We start from the raw sequence: 19,760 nt of genomic DNA, 5'->3' as shown, positions 1-19,760 counted from the left end.
CGAGGAGGAATAGCAGAGCCAGATGCCCGAACCAATATCTTGGCTGGCGTCCCAGATCTGATATATGGGATTCCAGACAGCCCCAGGAGGAACCAAGGAAATGCCCCGCCTGACGCGCCGCCTCGCCGCCGCGGCCCTCTTCTCGCTCGCCGCCGCCCCGGCCCTCGCCCAGACCGCCTGGCCGACCCAGCCGATCCGGCTGATCGTCCCCTTCGCCGCCGGGACCTCCGACACCATCGCGCGGCTCGTCGGTGCGGAGATGAGCAAGGCGCTCGGCCAGCCGATCGTCGTTGAGAACCGCGCCGGTGCCGGCGGCAATATCGGCTCCGAGGCCTGCGCCCGGGCCACGCCGGACGGCTATACCTTCTGCCTCGGCACCATCAGCAGCCATGCCATCAACCCGGCGATCACCCCGAAGCTGCCCTATGACGTGCAGCGCGACTTCGCGCCGATCACCCAGCTCGCCGCCCAGCCGAACGCGCTGGCGGTGCGCAATGACTTCCCGGCGCAGAATGTCGCGGCGCTGATCGCGGAGCTGAAGCGCAAGCCGGGGCAGACGCCCTTCGGCACCTCGGGCGTCGGCACCTCGGTGCATCTGGCCGGCGCGCTCTTCATGCAGATGACGGGCACCGAGATCGAGCACGTGCCCTATCGCGGCAGCGGCCAGGTCACGACCGCCCTGCTGACCGGCGAGCTGCCGATGGCCTTCGACAACCTCTCCTCCGTCCTGCCCTTCGCGCGCGACGGCAAGCTGCGCATCCTGGCCGTCACCTCCGCCGGGCGCAGCCAGGCGGCGCCGGAGATCCCGACCGTGGCCGAGACGGTGCCGGGCTTCGAGAGCCTGTCCTGGCACGGCTTCTTCGCGCCCGCGAAGGTGCCGCCCGCGATCATCGCCCGGCTGCATGCGGAAGCCACGGCGGCCCTGGCCAGCCCGATGGTGGCGCAGCGTTTCCAGGAGCTGGGCATCACCCCCGTCGGCAACACGCCGGAGCAGTTCCGCACCTTCGTCGCCAGCGAGGGGGAGCGCTGGGGCGAGGTCGCCCGCCGCGCCAATATCAGGCTGGACTGAGCGGGTGACGACCAGGCCGAAGCTGCTGGTGGCCCGCCGCGTGCCCGCGGCGGTGGCCGCCCGCGCCGCCCGCGAATTCGACGCGGTGCTGGCGGAGCACGACATGGACGCCGCCGAGACGGTGCGGGCGGCGCGGCAGCACGCCGTCCAGGGCATCCTGAGCGGGCCGAAGGTGAGGCTGAGCGCGGCCCACCTGCCCGACCTGCCGGCGAGCCTGCGGATCATCGCCAATCCGAGCGCCGGCACGGACCACATGGATGTACGCGCCGCGGTGGCGCATGGGCTGGTGGTCACCAACGCCCCCGACGTGCTGACCGACTGCACGGCGGACCTCGCCTTCCTGCTGATCCTCGCCGCCTGCCGCCGGGCCGCGGAATACGAGCGGATCATGCGGGAGGGCTGGCGCAAGCCCTATGGCATGCCGGACCTGCTGGGGCTGCGCCCGAGCGGCCGCGTGCTCGGGATCGTCGGCATGGGCCGGATCGGCCGGGCCGTGGCGAAGCGGGCGCAGGGCTTTGACATGCGCGTGCTCTACCACAACCGGAACCGGCTGCCGCCAGCGCTGGAAGCGGGGGCGGAGCATGTCGGGAGCCTGGAGGCGCTGCTGCCGCGCTGCGACATCCTCTCCCTGCATCTCCCGGGCGGCGCCGGCGCCGACGGCATGATGGACCGCGCCGCCTTCGCCCGGATGAAGCCCGGCGCGGTCTTCGTGAACACCGCCCGCGGCAGCCTGGTGGATGAGGAAGCGCTGATCGAGGCGCTGCAATCCGGCCACCTCTTCGCCGCCGGCCTCGATGTCTACCGGAAGGAGCCGGAATTCGACCTGCGCCTGGCCGCGCTGCCGAACGTCTTCCTGACCCCGCATGTCGCCAGCGCCACCGTCGAGACCCGCGACGCCATGGGCATGCTCGCGCTAGACAACATCGCCGCGGTGCTGGCCGGAAGGCCAGCGCTGACCCCCGTGACCGCATAACAGGGACCGTCCATGACCCAGATGCCCCCACGCAAGCAGGCTTCCGACCTGCGCTCCGCCCGCTGGTTCGGCCCCGCCGATCTGCGCAGCTTCGGCCATCGCAGCCGCGCCATGCAGATGGGCTACGCGCCGGAGGAATGGACCGGCAAGCCCGTCATCGCCATCGTCAACACCTGGTCCGACATCAACCCCTGCCACACCCATCTGCGCCAGCGCGCCGAGGACGTGAAGCGCGGCATCCTGATGGCGGGCGGCTTCCCGGTGGAACTGCCGGCGATCTCGGTCTCCGAGAGCTATGTCAAGCCGACCACGATGATGTACCGAAACATGCTGGCGATGGAGACGGAGGAGCTGCTGCGCTCCCACCCCATCGACGGCGCGGTGCTGATGGGCGGCTGCGACAAGACCACGCCGGGCCTGCTGCTGGGTGCCACCAGCATGAACATCCCGGCGATCTTCGTCCCCGCCGGCCCCATGCTGCGCGGCAACTGGCAGGGCAAGGTGCTGGGGTCCGGGTCTGACTCCTGGAAATACTGGGACGAGCTGCGCGCCGGGAAGATCACCGAGCAGGACTGGCTCGGCGTCGAGGCCGGCATCGCCCGCAGCCACGGCACCTGCATGACCATGGGTACGGCGAGCACCATGACGGCCATCGCGGAAGCCGTGGGCATGGTGCTGCCCGGCGGCTCCTCGGTCCCCGCCGCCGATGCCGGCCATATCCGGCTGTGTTCCGAGAGCGGCAGGCGGATCGTCGAGATGGTCTGGGAGGACCTGACGCCGCAGCGCATCCAGACGCGCGAGGCCTTCGAGAACGCCATCGCCGTCGCCATGGCCATGGGCTGCTCCACCAACGCCATCATCCACCTGATCGCCATGGCGCGCCGCGCCGGCCAGGATATCGGCCTCGATGACTTCGAGCGCTACAGCCGCAAGGTCCCGGTCATCGGCAATGTCCGCCCGAGCGGCGACAAATATCTGATGGAGGACTTCTTCTATGCCGGCGGCATCCGGGCGCTGATGGGGCGGATCGAGCCCTTCCTGCACCTGGATTGCGTCACCTGCACCGGGAAGACCCTGCGCGAGAACATCGCCGGCGCCCGCGTCTACAACAACGACGTCATCCGCACCGTGGACAACCCGATCTATGGAGAGGGGTCGCTGGCGGTGCTGAAGGGCAACCTGGCGCCGGATGGCTGCGTCATCAAGCCGGCGGCGATGGACCAGAAATTCCTCAAGCATTCCGGCCCGGCCTTCGTCTTCGACGACTATCCCAGCATGAAGAAGGCGGTGGAGGACGAGAGCTTCCCCTTCACCCCGGACAGCGTGCTGGTGCTGCGCAATGCGGGTCCCCAGGGCGGCCCGGGCATGCCGGAATGGGGCATGCTGCCGATGCCGAAGAAGCTGCTGAAGATGGGCCTGCGCGACATGCTGCGCCTGTCGGATGCCCGCATGTCCGGCACCTCCTACGGCGCCTGCGTGCTGCATGTCGCGCCCGAGAGCTATATCGGCGGCCCGCTGGCGCTGCTGCGGACCGGCGACATCGTCAGCATCGATGTCGATGCCCGGACCATCAACATGGAGGTCCCCGAGGAGGAGCTGGCACGCCGCCGGGCCGAATGGACCCCGCCGCCGGTGCGCTACGAGCGCGGCTATGGCTGGATGTTCACCAAGCACATCCAGCAGGCGAATGAGGGCTGCGACTTCGACTTCCTGCGCACCGATTTCGGCGCGCCCGTCTCCGAACCCGCAATCTACTGAGGAGGCCAGGCAGATGGCCCTGAGCAACGAGACCCGAGACAGGCTGAGGCGGGTCAGCACCGCGACGCTGGCCACCGCGCTCTACAAGCGCGGCCTGCGCAACCAGATGGTCCAGGGCGTGCTGCCACTGCACACGCCGAAGGAGAGCATGGTGGGCGAGGCCTTCACCGTCCGCTACATCCCGGCGCGGGAGGACCTGAACGGCCTCGAGGTCTTCCGCAACCCGGAGCACCCGCAGCGCAAGGCGATCGAGGAGTGCCCGGCAGGCGCCGTGCTGGTCTTCGACAGCCGCAAGGATGCCCGTGCCGCCTCGGCCGGCGCCATCCTGGTCGGGCGCCTCAAGGCCCGCGGCGTTGCGGGCGTGGTGACGGATGGCGGCTTCCGGGATTCGGCGGAGATCGCCGCGCTCGGCATCCCCGCCTTCCACCAGCGTCCCTCCGCGCCCACCAACCTGACGCTGAACCAGGCGATCGGCATCAACGAGCCGATCGCCTGCGGCGACGCGCCGGTCTTCCCGGGCGATGTGCTGGTCGGCGATTGCGACGGCGTCATCGTCATCCCCGCGCATCTGGCCGAGGAGATCGCGGCCGAGGCGACGGAGATGACCGCCTATGAGGATTTCGTGGCGGAGAAGGTGGCGGAGGGCCGCAGCATCCGTGGCCTCTATCCCGCGACCGATCCGAAGAGCCTCGACGAGTTCGCGGCGTGGCGGAAGGCCAAGGGCCGCTGAGCCTGCTACCCGGCGCGAATGACGCGCCGGGCCCCTTGAGGAGACAGACAAGAATGCATCGCCGCGCCCTGCTCGGGGCCTCGACCCTGCTCGCCCTGCCGGCCTCCCTCGCCCGGGCGCAGGAGGAGTGGCCAAGCCGCCCCGTCACCATCCTCGTGCCCTTCGCCTCCGGCAGTTCCTCCGACATCATCGCGCGTGCCATCGCGCAGACGCTGCAGCAGAAGACCGGCAAGCCCTTCGTCGTCGAGAACCGCCCGGGCGCCACCGGCGAGGTCGGGGCGCGGCAGGTCATCCGCTCCCCGGCCGATGGCACCATGCTGATGCATGCGCCGATCAGCACCTGGGCCATCAATGTCGCGCTGCGGCCGACTCTCGGCTACGATCCGGTGACGCAGCTTGCCCGCATCACCCAGACCGTGCGCACGCCGAACGTCCTCGTCGTGCATCCGCAGCAGGTGCCGGCGACCGACCTGAACGGCCTGATCGCCTGGTTGAAGCAGCAGGGCGGCAAGGCGGCCTACTCCACCAGCGGCGTCGGCTCCTCCGACCACCTGACCGCCGAGATGTTCAAGCTGGCGACGGGGACGGACATCACCCACATCCCCTACCAGGGCGGCGCGCCGGCGACGACCAGCCTGATCGCCGGCAATACCCAGATGTCCTTCCAGAATCTGGGCTCCATCATCGCGCACATCCAGGAAGGGCGGGTGCGGCCGATCCTCATCACCTCGGAGGCCCGGCATCCGCTGCTGCCGAACCTGCCGACGGCGGCCGAAGCGGGGCTGCGCGACTTCGTGGTCTATTCCTGGCAGGGCTTCGGCGGCCCGGCCGGCCTGCCGGAGCCGCTGCTGCGCCGCATCCACGCCGCCGTCTCCGGCGCGCTGCGGGACCCGCAGGTCAGCACCCGGCTCGCGGAGATCGGCTTCGAGGTGGTGGCGAACAGCCCCGAGGAATTCGCCGCCTTCCAGCAGCGGGAGATCGCGCGCTGGTCGCGGGTGGTGAAGGACGGCAACATCACCCCGGACTGAGCCGGCCATCCTGTCCCGGGCGATGCCGCCCGGGGCATCCGCGCCTCAGCGGGACATCACCGTCTCCGCGCCGTTCAGGACCGGCAGCGGCCCGGCGCGAAGGGTCGCCGCAGCCGCCCGCTCCCGCTCCTGGGCGGAGACGATGCGAGAGTAGAAGGGGCGGCGGCGACGATCCCCGGCCGGCTCGGGCCAGACAGGGCCGGGACCTGCTGTGCCAGGATTGGCCGTGCGCTCCCGCTCAGGCCGCGGGCGGCGCGGCGTCGCGGAAATAGGGCTCGACCGTCCCCTGCAGCTTCATGGTCATCGGCTTGCCGCGGCGGTCCAGCGTCTTGCCGACCGAGACGCGCACCCAGCCCTCGCTGACGCAGTACTCCTCGACATTGGTCTTCTCGACCCCCTTGAAGCGGATGCCGACGCCGCGTTGCAGCAGCTCCTCATTGAAATAGGGGCTGGCCGGATCGGTGGAGAGGCGGTCGGGCGGGGTGTCGCTCATCGTCTGTGCTCGCAGTTCGGGGGCGGGCCAGGGGATCGCCCCTGGCCGCGGAATGCAGCGTGGTAGCCAGACCGGCGAGGGCTGCCAATCCATAAGCGGCCCGGGCCAGCCCGGCATCGGCGAAAGCGCTTGGACCAGGGGGCTGGCAAGCTGGCCGGCCAGCGCCGCCCCGGCGGGAGGACGGATTCTGGCGCCATCCGGTTCCGCGGGGCCGCCACCCGTTCCCGGCAAGGGCTTCGGCCGGAAAGGCCGGAGCAGCCTTGCAGGAGAGCGGGGAGTCCCCCTCCTCCGCAACCGGGGCATCGGATGCCGCGGCGGCAGCTTTTGGTCGATATTCGACCCAGGCGCCCACATCCGTTGCGGCGGGCAGGGCATGCCAGCATAATGCTGTGGGAGCCAAACCGGAAAAGACAACCGGCAGGGAAACGGCTTTGCGCAGATTTCGCCCGGATGCCCGGTCCAAGGCCAGGATGCACGCTTCCGGCGTGTTGAGCGCCTGGAGTTCGGCCGGATCGGCCCGGGCAGCGGTGGCGGATCTTGTCACCCATATCGACCCCGCCCTCTATTCCCAGCTGCTGGTCTTCTTCGCCCCCTCGATCGATGCGGAGGAACTGGCGCGGGAACTCGGCCTCGCCTTTCCGGGCCTGGCGGTCGCCGGTTGCAGCACGGCCGGCGAGATCACGCCGGACGGCATCGCCACCGACACCGTCGTCGCCATGGCCATGCCGCGCGGCAGCTTCCGCGTGGTGACCGACATCATCCCCGACATCCGCGCCATGACGGTCGAGAGCGGCGCCTCGGCCGCGCGGCGGCTGCGCGCGGCGCTGGAACGGATCTGCGGGAACCGGGCGGAGGGAAGCGGCCACCGCTTCGGCCTCATCCTCATCGACGGCATGTCCTACCGGGAGGAAATGTGCGTCTCCGCCGTCGCCATGGCGCTGGACGGCATCCCGATCGTCGGCGGCTCGGCCGGGGACGGGCTCCGCTTCGGCGCGACCACGCAATTGCATGACGGGCACGCCTACAGCAACGCCGCCATCCTGGTGCTGGTCGAGACCAACCACCCGGTCGAGGTGTTCCGCACCGACAATTTCTCGCCCACCGACCACAAGCTGGTCGTGACGCGCTGCGATCCGGAACGGCGGATCGTGCATGAGCTGAATGCGGAGCCGGCGGCGCAGGCCTATGCCGCCGCGGTCGGCGTCGGGCCGCGCGAGCTGACGCCGATGCGCTTCGCCGCGCATCCCGTCGTGGTCCGCATCGGCGGCAACTATTATTGCCGTTCCATCCAGCGCGTGAATCCGGACGGCTCGCTCTCCTTCTTCTGCGCCATCGATGATGGCGTGGTGCTGACCGTGGCGCGGCCGCGCGACCTGGTCCGCTCGGCGGAGGCGGAGCTGGCGCGGCTCGACCAGGCGCTGGGCGGGCTCGATCTCGTCATCGGCTTCGACTGCGTGCTGCGCCGGCTGGACGCCACGAGGCGCCGCATCCGCCCGCGGGTCGAGGAGCTCTACCGCCGCCACAACGTGGTTGGCTTCTTCACCTATGGCGAGCAGTTCGGCGGGATGCACCTGAACCAGACCTTCTCCGGCGTCGCCATTGGCCGTCCCAGGACCACCTGATGGACGGCAGCGGCAGGCCGCGGGAAAGCCGGCGGGCGCTGGAGCAGCGCATCGAGAAGCTCGAGCGCATCAACGCCGTGCTGATCGAGCGGGTGGAGCGCTCGATCGACCGCCAGGGCAGTGCCTTCTCCCTGTTCCAGACCGCCATCGGCCTGGAGACCCAGGTCCGCACCCGCACGCAGGAGCTGACCGAGGCGCTGCGCAGCCTGGAGCGCACCAATGCCGCGCTGGCGGCCGCGAAGGAGGAGGCGGAGCGCGCCAATCTCAGCAAGACGCGCTTCCTCGCCGCCGCCAGCCATGACCTGCTGCAGCCGCTGAACGCGGCACGACTGTTCATGTCGACCCTGGTCGAGCTGCAGGCGGAGGCGGAGGCGCGGCGGGTCGCGATACGCGTCGAGCGCTCCCTGCAGACCATCGAGGACCTGATCCGTGCCCTGCTCGACATCTCCAAGCTGGATGCCGGGCTGGTGCGGCCGAGCCTGCAGGACTGCCCGCTGGATGGCTGCTTCAGCGCCCTCGATTCCACCTTCCGCCCGCTGGCCGAGCGGAAGGGGCTGCGGCTGAAGGTGCGCGCCACGGCCGCGACGGTGCGCAGCGACCCGGTGATGCTGCAACGCATCCTGCAGAACCTGCTGTCCAACGCCGTGCGCTACACGCGGCGCGGCGGCATCCTGCTGGGTGCCCGCCGACACGGCCAGGACTGCGTCATCCAGGTCGCCGATACCGGGATCGGCATCCCGGAGCGGGAACACGAGCTGATCTTCGAGGAGTTCCACCGGGGCGCGCTGACCGAGGAAGAGGATGTCGCGCTCGGCCTCGGCCTCGCCATCGTCCGGCGCCAGCTCCGCGCGCTGGACCACCGGCTGGAATTCCGCTCGCGGGTCGGCGTCGGCTCGGTCTTCCGCCTGCGCCTGCCGCTCGCCGCCGGCCTGCCCGGGGCGCCGGAGGCCGGCCCGGGCGCGCAGGGCGGCGGCACGCTCAGCGGCATCGCCGGCACGCTGGTCATCCTGATCGAGAATGACGAGGCGACGCTCACCGCCATGACGCAACTGCTCGACCGCTGGCACTGCCATGTGCTGCCGGTGCGTAACCAGGCGGAGCTGCAGCGCCTCGCCCCGCAATTGGAGCGGCGGCCGGACCTGGTCATCACCGACTACCATCTGGATGACGGCATGGATGGGCTGTCGCTGATCGCCGGGCTGCGCCGGAGTTTCGGCGCCGCGCTGCCCGCCGTGGTCGTCAGCGCCGACCATTCGGAGGATGTGGCGACCGCGGTGCGCGCGGCCGGCTGCGAGATGCTGCGCAAGCCGGTGCGCCCGGCGGCGCTGCGCGCGCTGATGGTGCACCTGCTGGCCGCTTCGGCCATGAACGGGACCCTCGCCTGGAGCAGATCGCGGACGGGCGTGAACGTCGGGCTGCGGGACTCCGCTGGACAAGCAATGGCCTGCAACGGGCTGGCATTCAGGTCTGGACGCGATCCGCTGTAGAGCCGCCCCCACCTGTTACCGAGGGTCCGGATGCGGTCACGCATCCGGACCCTCGGGCGCGCATCACGGCGCGCGCCGGGCGATCCTGGTCCGCCCCCGGACCGGCGGCCTACCCGCCCTCCGCCTTCGGTCCGCGCGCCATCAGCGCCGGGAGGTCCAGCTTCGCCGTCTCGATCACCGCCTGGGTGCGGCTGACAACCTTCAGCTTGCGCAGCACCTCGGAGACATGCGCCTTCACCGTGGTCTCGCCGATCTTCAGCTCATGCGCGATCTGCTTGTTCAGCAGGCCCTGGCGGATCATCTGCAGGACGCGCAGCTGCTGCGGCGTCAGCTCGGCCAGCCGGGCCGCAAGGCCGTCCTCCCTCGCGGTGCCGGCGCGCGGGCCGGCCGCGGGCAGGTAGACCTCGCCATGCAGCACCGTCTGCAGCGCCTGGGCCAGCAGCGGCCGGTCGATGGTCTTCGGCACGAAGCCGGCCGCGCCGAGCCGGATCGCCTCCTCCATGACCCGCGGGTCGTCGAGGGCGGAGACGATCACCACCGGCACCCGTGGGAAGCGGTTGCGCAGCGCGACCAGCCCCTCGAAGCCCGAGACGCCTGGCATGCCCAGATCAAGCAGCGCGAGATCCAGGTTGCGCTGCCGCTCCAGCACGCGGCAGGCGGCCTCGATGCCATCCGCCTCCTCCACCTCGGCGCCGTCCAGGACGGCGGAGACGGCGCCGCGCAGCGCCTCCCGGAACAGGGGATGGTCATCGACGATCAGGATCTGAACCACGGCGGCGGAACCCGTCTCCGGCAGGGCGGATGCGATGCCGGGGCCTGGCGGAACGGACCCCGTGGCCTGTGACCACCCCGCCTCCTCCAGGCGGGATGGAAGGACGGCGCGGGATCCTGTGGGGCGATGTAGGGTCTGGCTCACCATGGTGCCACCCGAAGGGTGCTTCGAATCGCCATCCCCCCTCCCGCAGGCTGCGTCGCGCGACGACCCTGGTCACCACGCCGCGCAGCCCGGATGGACCGTTCCGGTCGCTCCGGCATTCCCTGCGCAGGTCCTGGCATCCGGAGGACCCTACCGAAGGCGGCCGGGGTCGAGCATAGCCAAATAGTAGGGCATCCGCCCTACCCTCCGCGCCGGCCGGTGGCGCCAAGCCGTGCCTCGCCACGGTGTGCCGGCGGCCGAGGCTCGATCCCGGCCCCTCCGGAAGCGGGCAAGCGCGTCCGGCGGTGCGCTGCCACCCAAGCGCGGCACGAGCCGCGCCGGAAGGTGGCCGACCGCGTCGGCGGGCGAAGATGGCGCGGATGGTGGTCCGGACGGGGGAGCGGCTGCATGCCGCATCTGGCGCCGGGGGTGCCGAGACCAGCCAGGCCGGCGAGCCCGCCCGACAGCGCCGGCGGCGCGCCGCTCCCCCCCCCCTACCCGGCGCGCTCCCCTCAGATGCTGAGGTCGAGCAGGTTGTAGTCCTTCATGCCGGCCTTCGCCGCGGCATCCCAGCGCCAGGACTCGCCGCTCTCGGCATGCGGCCGGTAGAGGAAGGGCGTCTCCGCCGGGAAGCGCTGGCGGCGGGCATCGATCGCATAGCCGATGACCCGGGCGCGCTCGCGGATGCGCGTCTCGTCATAGACCGCGCGGGCATTGTGCACCCCGCCGGCCTCGACACCGAGGACGGAGCGGCGCCGGTGGAAGCCGAAATTCAGCGTCACGCGCCAGTCCGGGCTGGTATTGGCGAAGGAGCCATGCACGGTCTGTCGGTTGGTGATGGCGACATCGCCCGGCTTGCAGACAATCGGCACGGCATCCGGCAGCCGCTCCGTCCCGGCCGCGGCGACCCGCGCCTTGATGTCCACCTTGCCGAGCTTGTGCGAGCCCGGCACCACCCAGACGCCATTGGCCGGCGTGCAGCCATAGAGCTGCGCCATGAAGTTGAAGCCATGCGTGCCCTGGTCCCAGTCCGGGCTGTTCCAGTGGGTCACGCCATCCTGGTGCCAGGCGACGGAGGCGCCGCGGCCCGGCTCCTTGATGAACAGCGCCTCGTTGAAGGGCACGAAGTCATCGCCGTTCACCGCGGCGGCCATGGCAAGCAGGCCGGGATGGCCATAGACGCGGAGATGCGCCTCGGAGAATTGCAGCGAGCCGAGGATGAGATAGACGATCTCCTTCGGCGCGTCGGTCGAGGCCTTCGGCTCGAACATCTTGACGGGATGGCGGCCATTGGCGGCGCTGGTGCCGCCCATCGGGTCGCCGAGCGGCCTGGACCAGAAGAGCGTCGGCGCCTTGCAATCGGCGGCCAGCGCCGGCCGGCCCTTGGCATCCACCGGCGAGCCGCGCTCGCTCGGCAGTCGGTCGAGGATGTCGTGGATGTCGGCCTCGATATCGGCGAGTTCCTCGGGCGGCAGCACGCCCTCGAAGACATAGAAGCCGCAGCGCCAATAGGCTTCCAGGATCTCGGGATGGATCCTGCCATCGGCGTCGAAGCGGATCGGGCCGCGATTGCCGAGTGCATGGGCCCGTGCCTCGCCCTCGTGCAGATAGGCCTGCATGGCGGCCTCTTCCGGACCGTAATCGACGCCGAGCGTCGTGATGGGCTTGTTCATGGCGCACCCTCCCCTGCCTCGTGCGGCGCACGCATGGGACGATAGGCCCGGCCGCCACCGAATGACAATCGACCGACCAAGGCCACGGCGCCTCACCGCCGCGCGAGGCGCTGCCGCGCCTTGTGACTCGGGAGATCACGGGGCGGCGACTAGGATGCACTGCACCATTTCAGCACGGCGTTACAGTGTCCGCTCCCCATCCCGGCATACAGGCCCGACAGTCCGGGCAGGCGATCGGGGCCATCCCGGCCTGGCTCGTCGTCGCGCTTGCCGCGGCGCTGGGGCCCTTGCTCGTGGCCGGGCTGCCGGGCAGTTTCGCCAGCAGCGGGCAGGATGTCGGCGCGGCGATGCTCTGGCTGCACGGCATGGCGGAGAGCCTCGGCCGCGGGGAGGTCTGGCCGCATTGGCTGGCCGATGGAAACCGCGGCTTTGGCAGCCCAGCCTTCTTCTTCTACCCGCCGGGCGCCTACTGGATCGGCAGCGCGGTGCAGGCGACGCTCGGCCTCGACACGGGGCAGGCGCTGGTCGCGACGGCGCTGCTCTGGCGGCTGGCCGCCTGCGCCCTGGCCTATGCCTGGCTGCGGCAGCAGGCGACGCACGGCGCGGCCCTGGCCGGCGCCGCGCTTTTCGCGCTGCAGACCTACAACATGCTGGTCAACCCGCTGGTGCGCTTCGCCTTTTCGGAAATGGCCGGCACCTGCGCGCTGCTGCTGGCGCTGATCGCCACGGGCACGCGGCGGCCGCTGCTCTGGGTGCCGCCGGCCTTCGCCGCCCTGGTGCTGACCCACCTGCCCATGGCGGAACTCGCCGGGGGCGTGCTGCCGGCCTGGGCCTTCGTGGCCGCCGGGGCGGGGCGCGCGGCGCTGCGCCGGGCCGCGATCACCCTTGCGGGCTGCCTGCTCGGCGCCGGGATCGCCGGGGCCTATCTGCTGCCGGCGCTGCTGCTGCTGCCGGAGATCAACCAGGCCGGCTGGGACACGGGCGGGCTGACCACCTGGTCCGGCCATTTCCTGCTGGAGCCGGTCCAGCCCCCCAAGGCGCCGGTGCAGTTCTGGCTGATGAATGCCGGCCTGCTGATCATGATCGGCTCGGCCCTGGCACTGGCGCGGGGCATGGCCCGGCGTGACCGGCGCTTCGCCGCCGGTGCTGTCCTCTTCGGCCTGCTCTGCCTGTTGATGACGCGGCTGTCCTCGCCCGTCTGGGCACTGGTGCCGCTATTGCAAAGGGTGCAGTTTCCCTGGCGGTTGATGCCCTTCGCCGTCGCGGTCTGGACGGCCCTGGTTGCGCGGCGGCTCGACCAGCCCGCCGTGCCCGATCGTTGGAGCGGCGCCCGTATCGCCGCGCTCGCCGCCCTGCTGCTTGCCGGGCTGGCGCTGTGGATTCCCTACAGCGCAGTGACGGCCAGACTGCCCGCCTTCGCACGCCATGATTGGACCCGGCTGCAGATCCCGCCGCCCGGGCCGCGGCCGCGGCCCCTGGTGAACCCGCCGGAATACGCGCCGCGTGCGGCCGCCCTGGCAGGCTGGCGGGCGGAGGTCCCGACGACCGACGCCATCCTGCAGGACCGCCTGGCCCGCTCGCGGGCGACGGCGCCGGATCTGCGCATCAGCACCCAACCCGGCGGCAGGCTGCGCGTCACCGGCAGGCTTGCCGCCCCCTCCGGCGTCCTGCTGCCGCAATTCGCCTTTCCCGGCTGGTCCCTGGCGGGTGCCCCGCCCGGGACCGCGCTGGCGACGGATCCCGGCAGCGGCCTCCTGCGCCTCGACCTGCCCGCCGGGGCCGTCGATCTGGCCGTGTTCCGCACCACCACGGAGGCCGAGAGGATCGGCTGGGCCGTGAGCGCAACCATCCTCCTGTTCTGGCTGTTGCTCCTGCTGCTGGCGCGGCGGCCCCGCGATCCTGCCTCCCCTTCTCCGCAGCAGCCGTGAGTCCGCATGCCCCTGCAGAAGCACCATCAGGTCATTGCCATCATCCTCGGCGGCGGATTGCTGCTGCAACTCGGCCTCCACCTCCTCGGCTTCCACCGGACAGAGGCGGATGAGAGCGCGCGGGCGCTGATGGCCTGGGAACTCTCCTGGGCGAATGCGCTGGAGCCCTGGATCTGGCCGCCCTTCTACAAGATCGTGGTCGGGCTGTTCCTCCGGCTCTATGACGACGTCTTCCTGGGGCCGCGCATCCTGGCCGTGCTGGCCGGCACCGGCCTAGTGGTGGTGCTGGTCGCGCTCTCCGAGGCGCTGTTCCGCAGCCGTGGCGACGGCGGCGCTGGCGGTGCTGCTGCCGGACCGGCTGATCTTCGGCACCGTCCCGCTCTCGGATATCTACTACTTCCTGGCCATGGCCGGGGCGGCGCTCTGCCTGCTGCGCTGGGTCCGGACCGAAGGGCGTGCGCCGCTGCTGCTCGGCTGCCTGCTGATCCTCGTCGCCCAGACGGTGCGGTACGAGGCGGTGTTCTTCGGCCTCGTCATCGGCGGGGTCCTCACCTGGATGCTGCTGGTGGAGCGCCGCCTCACCCTCGGCACCTATCTGGCGGCCGGCGCGATCCTGGGCGCCTTCCCGGTCCTGTGGGTGATCAATTCCTGGCTCTGGTACGGCTCACTGGAGAATCTCGGCATCACCGGTCAGCAATATGTCGCGGTCTACGGCCATGATTACGCGCGCGCCTTCCGCGACCTGCCGCTGGTGCAGTTCCTCCGCAGCCTCGCCTTCAATCCGCTGCTGCTGCTCGGGCTCGGGCTCATGCTCCGGCTCGCCATCGCCGATGCGCCGCTGCGGCGCTGGGCCTGGATGCTCTGGCTGCCGCTGCCGCTGATCAGCGCCGTCACCTTCGCCACCCTGAGCATCACCCAGGCGGCGAGCTGGCGGCAGGCCAGCCTCTGGGTCCTGCTGCTGCTCCCCTTCCAGGCGCAGGCGCTGGTCTCCATCGCCGCCTGGCTGCGGCGCTTCCGCTGGCGGCGCTGGGCCGTGCCGGCGCTGGTGGTCCTGGCCCTGGGGCCATCCCTGGCGCGCGACGCGCGGATCATCCGGGGTGGCATGATCAACTGGCAGACCGGCGAGCCGCGGGTGGAGCGGGAGATCGGCCTCCATCTCCGCGCGGAGTTGCAGCGCCTCGGCGAAGGGCATGTGCTGGTGGACAGCCAGGCGAGCCTCGATTTCCTCGACGTGCTGACGGGGACCTCCGTGCCGGAGCGCGTGGTGCTGAGCGCCGATGCCCCGCCGCTGGAGGTCGCGCTCTATCTGCCGATGGCAGGTCTGTACCGGGAGCGGCAGGACGAGCAGATGATCGCCCGCTACCTGACCGATCAGTTCTCGCTGGCGGCGGGCGGGGACGCGCAGGCCTTCCGGCAGCGGGACATCCGTTTCGTCCTGGTCCGCGCGCCGGAATTCGTCGCCGGCCTGGATGCCTCGCCGCTGGTGGCCCGCGAGCGGCAGTTCCCGGGCTGGACGCTGTACCGGGTGCGGCCGGAAGCGTTGCAGGTGGCCGCCGGGGCGGAACGCTGAGGCCGAACGGCCCCCACGAAACGCACCGGTCGGACGCGCCACGCCCGACCGCCACGCCGCGGCGGCCTCGTTCAGAGAGTCAGCAGTTCCGGCGCCAGCCCGCGGGCGCGCAGGTCGGCCGCCACCTCCTCCCGGTAGACGGGGTTCATCAGAATGACCGTCGCCGGGCGGATCTCGGTGAGGGCGGCCGGACCGATGATCGGGTGGCCGGTGCCCACCATGAAATGCCCCTGGCGGTGCGGGTTGATGTCCACCACATGCGAGATCCCCTCGCCGCCACCGATCGCGCCGAGGAAGGCGACGCCCTTGGAGCCGGAGCCCCAGACCACCACCGGCTTCCCCTCCGCTTGCCGCTTGGCGACCAGCGCCCGCCAGTCCGCGATGCTCCTGGCGCAGGTCTCCCGGAAATGGATCAGCATGTCCCGCAGCCGCGCCCTTTCCTCCGGCCCCGGCCCGGCGCCGGGACTGCCGGTGTAGCGCGCCCGGATCGCCAGGTACTGGTCGGCATATTCCCGGCTGACACCCTCGATGGCGAAGCCATGCCGGGCGAAGAGGCCGGTCAGCGAGGCTTCGGTGAAGTAGTTGCAGTGCTCGTAGTAGACATCCTCGAAGGCGCCATGCGCGAAGATGCGCTCGCATTCCGGCACCTGTATGAAGAGCTGCATGCCCGGCGCGGATTGGCGCGCGACCTGGGCGGCCAGCGCGGCGAAGCGGCCGGCGGCCGGGATGTGTTCCAGCGTCATCTTGCAGACGAGCAGCTCGGCCTGCAGCCCCTCGGCCGAGGCGTCCGAGAAGAACTCGCCGCGCAGCGTGACATCCGCGGCGCGGTCCTGCACCACATCGGCGCGGGCGGCGCTCAGGCAGGGATCGAAGCCGATGCCGCGCGCGCCGGCGAGCCGGCAGAGCAGGTGCAGGAACTCGCCCTGGCCGCAGCCGACCTCGACCACCGTGCCGCCCTTGAGGCCGGTCTCGGCCACCAGCCGCTCCGCCAGCGCCTGGTGGAAGCGGCGGAAGGTGCCGCTATAGGCCTGGGTCGGCTCATAGCGCTCGGAATATTCGGTCAGCTTCGGGTCGAGGGCGCGGTTGAAGACGAAGCAGCAGTCCTCGCAGAAGACCAGGTCGATCTCGCCGCGCGGGAAGGCGCGTGCCTCCTCCGGCGTGTCGAGCATCAGGCAACTGTTGGTCGGCACCGCGGCCAACCGCAGCACGGGCTGCAGGGCCCGGCCGCCGCAGGCCGGGCAATGCCCCCTCTCCCCGGGCCGCAGGACCAGGGGGTTGGCGGGATGCGCGGCCTGCATGTCCATGATGTCGGGCAAAAGCTCAGCCCCCTTGCAGATGCGGATGTGGGATCGGGATGATGAAGCGGCCGCCGCGGCGGGCGAATTCCGCCTGCTGCCGCATGATTTCCTCCCGGTGGTTCCAGGGCAGGATCAGCAGGCAGTCCGGCCTGTCCTGCTCGATCCGCGCCGTATCGACGATCGGCAGCTTGCTGCCCGGCATGTAGAGGCCGTGCTTATGCGGGTTCTTGTCCGCCACCCAGATCAGCGTCTCCGGCCCGATGCGGAAGTGGTTGAGCAGGATCGTGCCCTTGGCGGCGGCGCCATAGGCGGCGATCCTCTTGCCCTCCCGCTTCAGCCCGTCCAGCATGTCCCGCAGCGCCTGGCCGACGCCATCCACCCGCGCGGCGAAGGCGCGGAAGGTCTCGGGCCGGTCGAGGCCCTGCTCCTTCTCCTCCTCCAGCAGCGCCTTCAGCCGGTCCGAGGGCGCCGCCTTGTGCTGGACGAAGAGGCGGAGCGAGCCGCCATGGATCGGGATGCGCTGCAGGTCGTTCAGGTGCAGGCCCTGCCGCCGGAACAGTTCGGACAAGGCGGAGACCGAGAAGTAGCAGAGATGCTCGTGATAGATCGTGTCGAATTCGACGTGGTCGATCAGGTCACGCAGATAGGGCACCTCGATGCTCGCCGTCCCGTCGGGGTGCAGGATCTCCCGGATGCCGCGCACGAAGCCGGCGGTGTCGGCGACATGCGCCAGCACGTTGTTGCCGAAGACCAGCATGGCCTGGCGGCCCTCGGCCTTCAGCGTCGCAGCCAGCTCCTCCGAGAAGAAGGCCTGGATGGTCTCGATGCCTGCCTCCCGCGCCGCGGCCACCGGCGCCGGCGCCGGATCTATGCCGAGGACGCTGAGGCCCGCCGCCTTGGCGTGCTTCAGCAGGTAGCCGTCATTGCTGGCGAGTTCGACGACCAGCGCGCCGGGCGCCGGCTGCACGCGCGCGATCGCCGTCGCCACGGCATCCCTGGCGTTGTCCACCACGGTCTGGGTGTAGGAGGAGAAATACTTGTAGGCGCTGGAGAAGAGAACTTCCGGCGCCACCGTGTGCCGCAACTGCGCGAGCCCGCAGCTGCGGCACATGATGACTTCCAGCGGATAGGCCGGATCCGGCTCGGTCGCGGAGGGCGAGAGCGCATCCGAGGGCGGCATCTGGCCCATATCGAAGACGCTGACCAGGTCTCCGCCGCCGCAGCAGCGGCAGGTGCGGATCGGCGTGCAGGCTTCCGCCTTCATGCGACCTTGGCCTCCTGCTGCGGCGCCCAGCGGAGTTCGGAGGTCAGGGTGCCGGAGGCGATGTTGCCCAGCACATGCGCCTTGCGCTGGAAGCGCGGCCCCTCGAACTCCTCCTTGCTCACACCATGGTTGCGGAAGGCCTCGTAGAGCTGTTCGACGCCCATCCGCGCCGTCCAGCGCGGCTTCGCATGCGGGAAGGTACGGGCCAGCTTGTCGCAATTGACGCGATAGCAGCGCAGGTCCGGCCCGGCGCCCTCGGCGAAGCGCACCTTGGTCCCGGGCACCACCTCCTCGACCATCCGGGCGAGTTCGAGGATCTGGTAGTTCTCGCTGGTCGCGCCGACATTGAAGGCCTGCAGGTGCACCAAGTCCCGCGGTGCCTCCGCCACGGCGCGGAAGGCGCGCGCGATGTCCTCGATATGCACCACGGCGCGCCAGGGCGTCCCGTCGCTCTTCAGCAGGATGTCGCCGGTGGCGACTGCCCAGGCCGTGAGGTTGTTGATGACGAGGTCGAAGCGCAACCGCGGGGAGACGCCGAAGGCCGTCGCGCTGCGCATGAAGACCGGCGAGAAGCGCGCATCCGCCAGCGGCGCCAGCCCCTGCTCCGCCGCCACCTTGGAGCGGCCATAGGCCGTCACCGGGTTGAAGGCGCCGTCCTCGTCCAGGAAGGTGTCGCCCGCCGCGCCGTAGTTGCTGCAGGAGGAGGAGAAGATGAAGCGCGGCACCCCGGCCTGCTTCGCCGCCTTCGCCAGGCTGACGGTTGCTTCCGTGTTGATCTGCATCGTGACCTCGGGATCAAGGTCGCCGAGCGGATCGTTCGGGATGCCGCCGTAATGCACCACCACGTCGAAGCCGCTGAGATGGTCAGGCGTCAGGTCGCGGATGTCGAGGCCGAGATTGCGGATCCGCCCCGCCGCCCCGACATCCGGCCCGAAGGTGCAGGCGCGGTAGAGATCGGTGTCGCAGCCGACCACCTCATGCCCGCCTTCCTGGAAGAAGGGGACGGCGACGGTGCCGATATAGCCAAGATGGCCAGTCATCAGGACGCGCATGCGGCACTCCCGGCATCATTGGCGGCGCGGGGCCGCCGGTCATCCCAGATCCGCCAGGGCGCCTCGCCACTGGCCCAGAGGTTCTCGAGCAGGACCTTGTCCCGGATCGTGTCCATGCATTGCCAGAAGCCGTAATGCTTGAAGGCCATCAGCTGGCCATCCCGCGCCAGGGCCTGTAGCGGCTGCTTCTCGAACTGCGTGGCGTCGCCCTCGATATAGTCGAAGACGCCGGGCTCGCAGACAAAGAAGGCGCCGTTGATCCAGCCCTCGCCGGTCTGCGGCTTCTCGTTGAACTCGGTGATCTGGTCGCCATCGATCTCCAGATGACCGAAGCGTGCCGGCGGCCGTACCGCGGTCAGGGTGCAGAGCTTGCCGTGCGAACGATGGAAGGCGAGCAGCGCATCCAGATCGACGGTCGAGACGCCGTCACCCCAGGTGAGGAAGAAGCGCTCATTGCCGATCACCTGCTTGAGGCGCTTGATGCGGCCGCCGGTGTTCGTTTCCAGGCCGGTATCGACCAGTTCCAGCTTCCAGCCATCCATCGACCACTCGCCACTCTCGTTGCCGAGCTGGGTGTCGTAGTCGACCTGGCGGCGGGAATAGTCGATGCGCAGATTGCCCGGTGAGAGAGCCGCGAAATCCGTCGCATAGCGACGAATATAGTTCCCCTTGTAGCCAAGGGCGACGACAAAGTCCCGGTGGCCAAAGCCGGCATAATAGCGCATGATATGCCAGAGGATCGGGATACCCCCGATTTCAACCATTGGTTTAGGTCGCGCTTCTGTCTCCTCCGCCAGACGTGAGCCTAGCCCCCCTGCCAATATTGCAACTTTCATGGCCCCAATCTCCTGTATCTATCCGAACATGCGCGGCTTTCGCTGCTTCCGCACTTCACGCGT

The 19,760-nt window shown here is 70.3% G+C and carries 16 protein-coding genes; 9 read left to right on the top strand and 7 right to left on the bottom strand.

Annotated elements, in window-relative coordinates:
* The first annotated feature begins 100 nt into the window (after nt 1–100).
* From LHA35_RS03415 to LHA35_RS03395, 5 genes are read left to right on the top strand one after another with little or no spacing between them, the layout of a single operon-like run.
* Nucleotides 101–1,069: a Bug family tripartite tricarboxylate transporter substrate binding protein gene (locus LHA35_RS03415; RefSeq protein WP_226604478.1), complete on the top strand. Its 969-nt coding sequence runs from the start codon at nt 101–103 to the stop codon at nt 1,067–1,069.
* 4 nt (nt 1,070–1,073) lie between these two features.
* On the top strand, nt 1,074–2,042 hold the full coding sequence (locus LHA35_RS03410) for a 2-hydroxyacid dehydrogenase (RefSeq protein ID WP_226604475.1): 969 nt from the start codon (nt 1,074–1,076) through the stop codon (nt 2,040–2,042).
* 12 nt (nt 2,043–2,054) lie between these two features.
* Nucleotides 2,055–3,800 (top strand): L-arabinonate dehydratase, encoded by a 1,746-nt coding sequence (araD, locus tag LHA35_RS03405; RefSeq protein ID WP_226604472.1) that lies wholly within the window; start codon nt 2,055–2,057, stop codon nt 3,798–3,800.
* Between the two features lie 13 nt (nt 3,801–3,813).
* A complete protein-coding gene (locus tag LHA35_RS03400) occupies nt 3,814–4,530 on the top strand; it encodes a ribonuclease activity regulator RraA (protein WP_226604470.1) in 717 nt (238 codons plus the stop codon).
* Nucleotides 4,531–4,583: 53 nt separating this feature from the next.
* Nucleotides 4,584–5,558, top strand: a complete 975-nt coding sequence (locus LHA35_RS03395; RefSeq protein WP_226604467.1) for a Bug family tripartite tricarboxylate transporter substrate binding protein — start codon at nt 4,584–4,586, stop codon at nt 5,556–5,558.
* A gap of 238 nt (nt 5,559–5,796) precedes the next feature.
* Here the strand turns inward: LHA35_RS03395 and LHA35_RS03390 are convergent, their stop codons facing one another.
* Complete coding sequence (locus LHA35_RS03390; RefSeq protein ID WP_226604465.1) at nt 5,797–6,051, bottom strand: DUF3297 family protein; 255 nt, start codon at nt 6,049–6,051, stop codon at nt 5,797–5,799.
* Nucleotides 6,052–6,578: 527 nt separating this feature from the next.
* On the opposite strand from LHA35_RS03390, the gene LHA35_RS03385 reads away from it, so the two are divergent.
* On the top strand, nt 6,579–7,673 hold the full coding sequence (locus tag LHA35_RS03385) for an FIST N-terminal domain-containing protein (protein WP_226604462.1): 1,095 nt from the start codon (nt 6,579–6,581) through the stop codon (nt 7,671–7,673).
* Complete coding sequence (locus LHA35_RS03380) at nt 7,673–9,160, top strand: NahK/ErcS family hybrid sensor histidine kinase/response regulator (RefSeq protein ID WP_226604459.1); 1,488 nt, start codon at nt 7,673–7,675, stop codon at nt 9,158–9,160. The genes LHA35_RS03385 and LHA35_RS03380 overlap by 1 nt, the downstream gene beginning before the upstream one ends.
* Before the next feature lie 109 nt (nt 9,161–9,269).
* On the opposite strand, the gene LHA35_RS03375 is transcribed toward LHA35_RS03380, so the two are convergent.
* Together LHA35_RS03375 and LHA35_RS03370 are read right to left on the bottom strand one after the other, a co-directional pair.
* Nucleotides 9,270–9,932 carry a response regulator gene (locus tag LHA35_RS03375; protein ID WP_226604457.1) on the bottom strand — a complete coding sequence of 221 codons (663 nt, stop codon included), beginning with the start codon at nt 9,930–9,932 and terminating at the stop codon, nt 9,270–9,272.
* A gap of 656 nt (nt 9,933–10,588) precedes the next feature.
* Complete coding sequence (locus LHA35_RS03370; protein WP_226604454.1) at nt 10,589–11,749, bottom strand: phytanoyl-CoA dioxygenase family protein; 1,161 nt, start codon at nt 11,747–11,749, stop codon at nt 10,589–10,591.
* Between the two features lie 185 nt (nt 11,750–11,934).
* Here LHA35_RS03370 and LHA35_RS03365 point away from each other — a divergent pair, with 185 nt between their 5' ends.
* The gene (locus tag LHA35_RS03365) at nt 11,935–13,677 is read left to right on the top strand and encodes a hypothetical protein (RefSeq protein ID WP_226604452.1); all 1,743 of its coding nucleotides are present in this window, start codon (nt 11,935–11,937) and stop codon (nt 13,675–13,677) included.
* A gap of 319 nt (nt 13,678–13,996) precedes the next feature.
* A complete protein-coding gene (locus LHA35_RS03360; protein WP_226604448.1) occupies nt 13,997–15,247 on the top strand; it encodes a hypothetical protein in 1,251 nt (416 codons plus the stop codon).
* Between the two features lie 71 nt (nt 15,248–15,318).
* Here the strand turns inward: LHA35_RS03360 and LHA35_RS03355 are convergent, their stop codons facing one another.
* From LHA35_RS03355 to rfbF, 4 genes are read right to left on the bottom strand one after another with little or no spacing between them, the layout of a single operon-like run.
* Nucleotides 15,319–16,551: a class I SAM-dependent methyltransferase gene (locus LHA35_RS03355; protein WP_226604445.1), complete on the bottom strand. Its 1,233-nt coding sequence runs from the start codon at nt 16,549–16,551 to the stop codon at nt 15,319–15,321.
* Nucleotides 16,552–16,567: 16 nt separating this feature from the next.
* On the bottom strand, nt 16,568–17,809 hold the full coding sequence (locus tag LHA35_RS03350; RefSeq protein WP_226604443.1) for a class I SAM-dependent methyltransferase: 1,242 nt from the start codon (nt 17,807–17,809) through the stop codon (nt 16,568–16,570).
* Entirely contained in the window at nt 17,806–18,861 is a 1,056-nt protein-coding gene (locus tag LHA35_RS03345; RefSeq protein WP_226604440.1) for an NAD-dependent epimerase/dehydratase family protein, read from the bottom strand. Before LHA35_RS03345 ends, LHA35_RS03350 begins: the two co-directional genes overlap by 4 nt.
* Entirely contained in the window at nt 18,849–19,697 is an 849-nt protein-coding gene (gene rfbF, locus LHA35_RS03340; protein ID WP_226604437.1) for a glucose-1-phosphate cytidylyltransferase, read from the bottom strand. The genes LHA35_RS03345 and rfbF overlap by 13 nt, the downstream gene beginning before the upstream one ends.
* Nucleotides 19,698–19,760: the final 63 nt, after the last annotated feature.

This window comes from Roseicella aerolata (genome assembly GCF_020523605.1).
Classification (GTDB): Bacteria; Pseudomonadota; Alphaproteobacteria; order Acetobacterales; family Acetobacteraceae; genus Paracraurococcus; species Paracraurococcus aerolatus.
The sequence above is the reverse complement of the archived record's forward strand: the minus strand, read 5'-3'. Positions and strand labels throughout refer to the sequence as shown.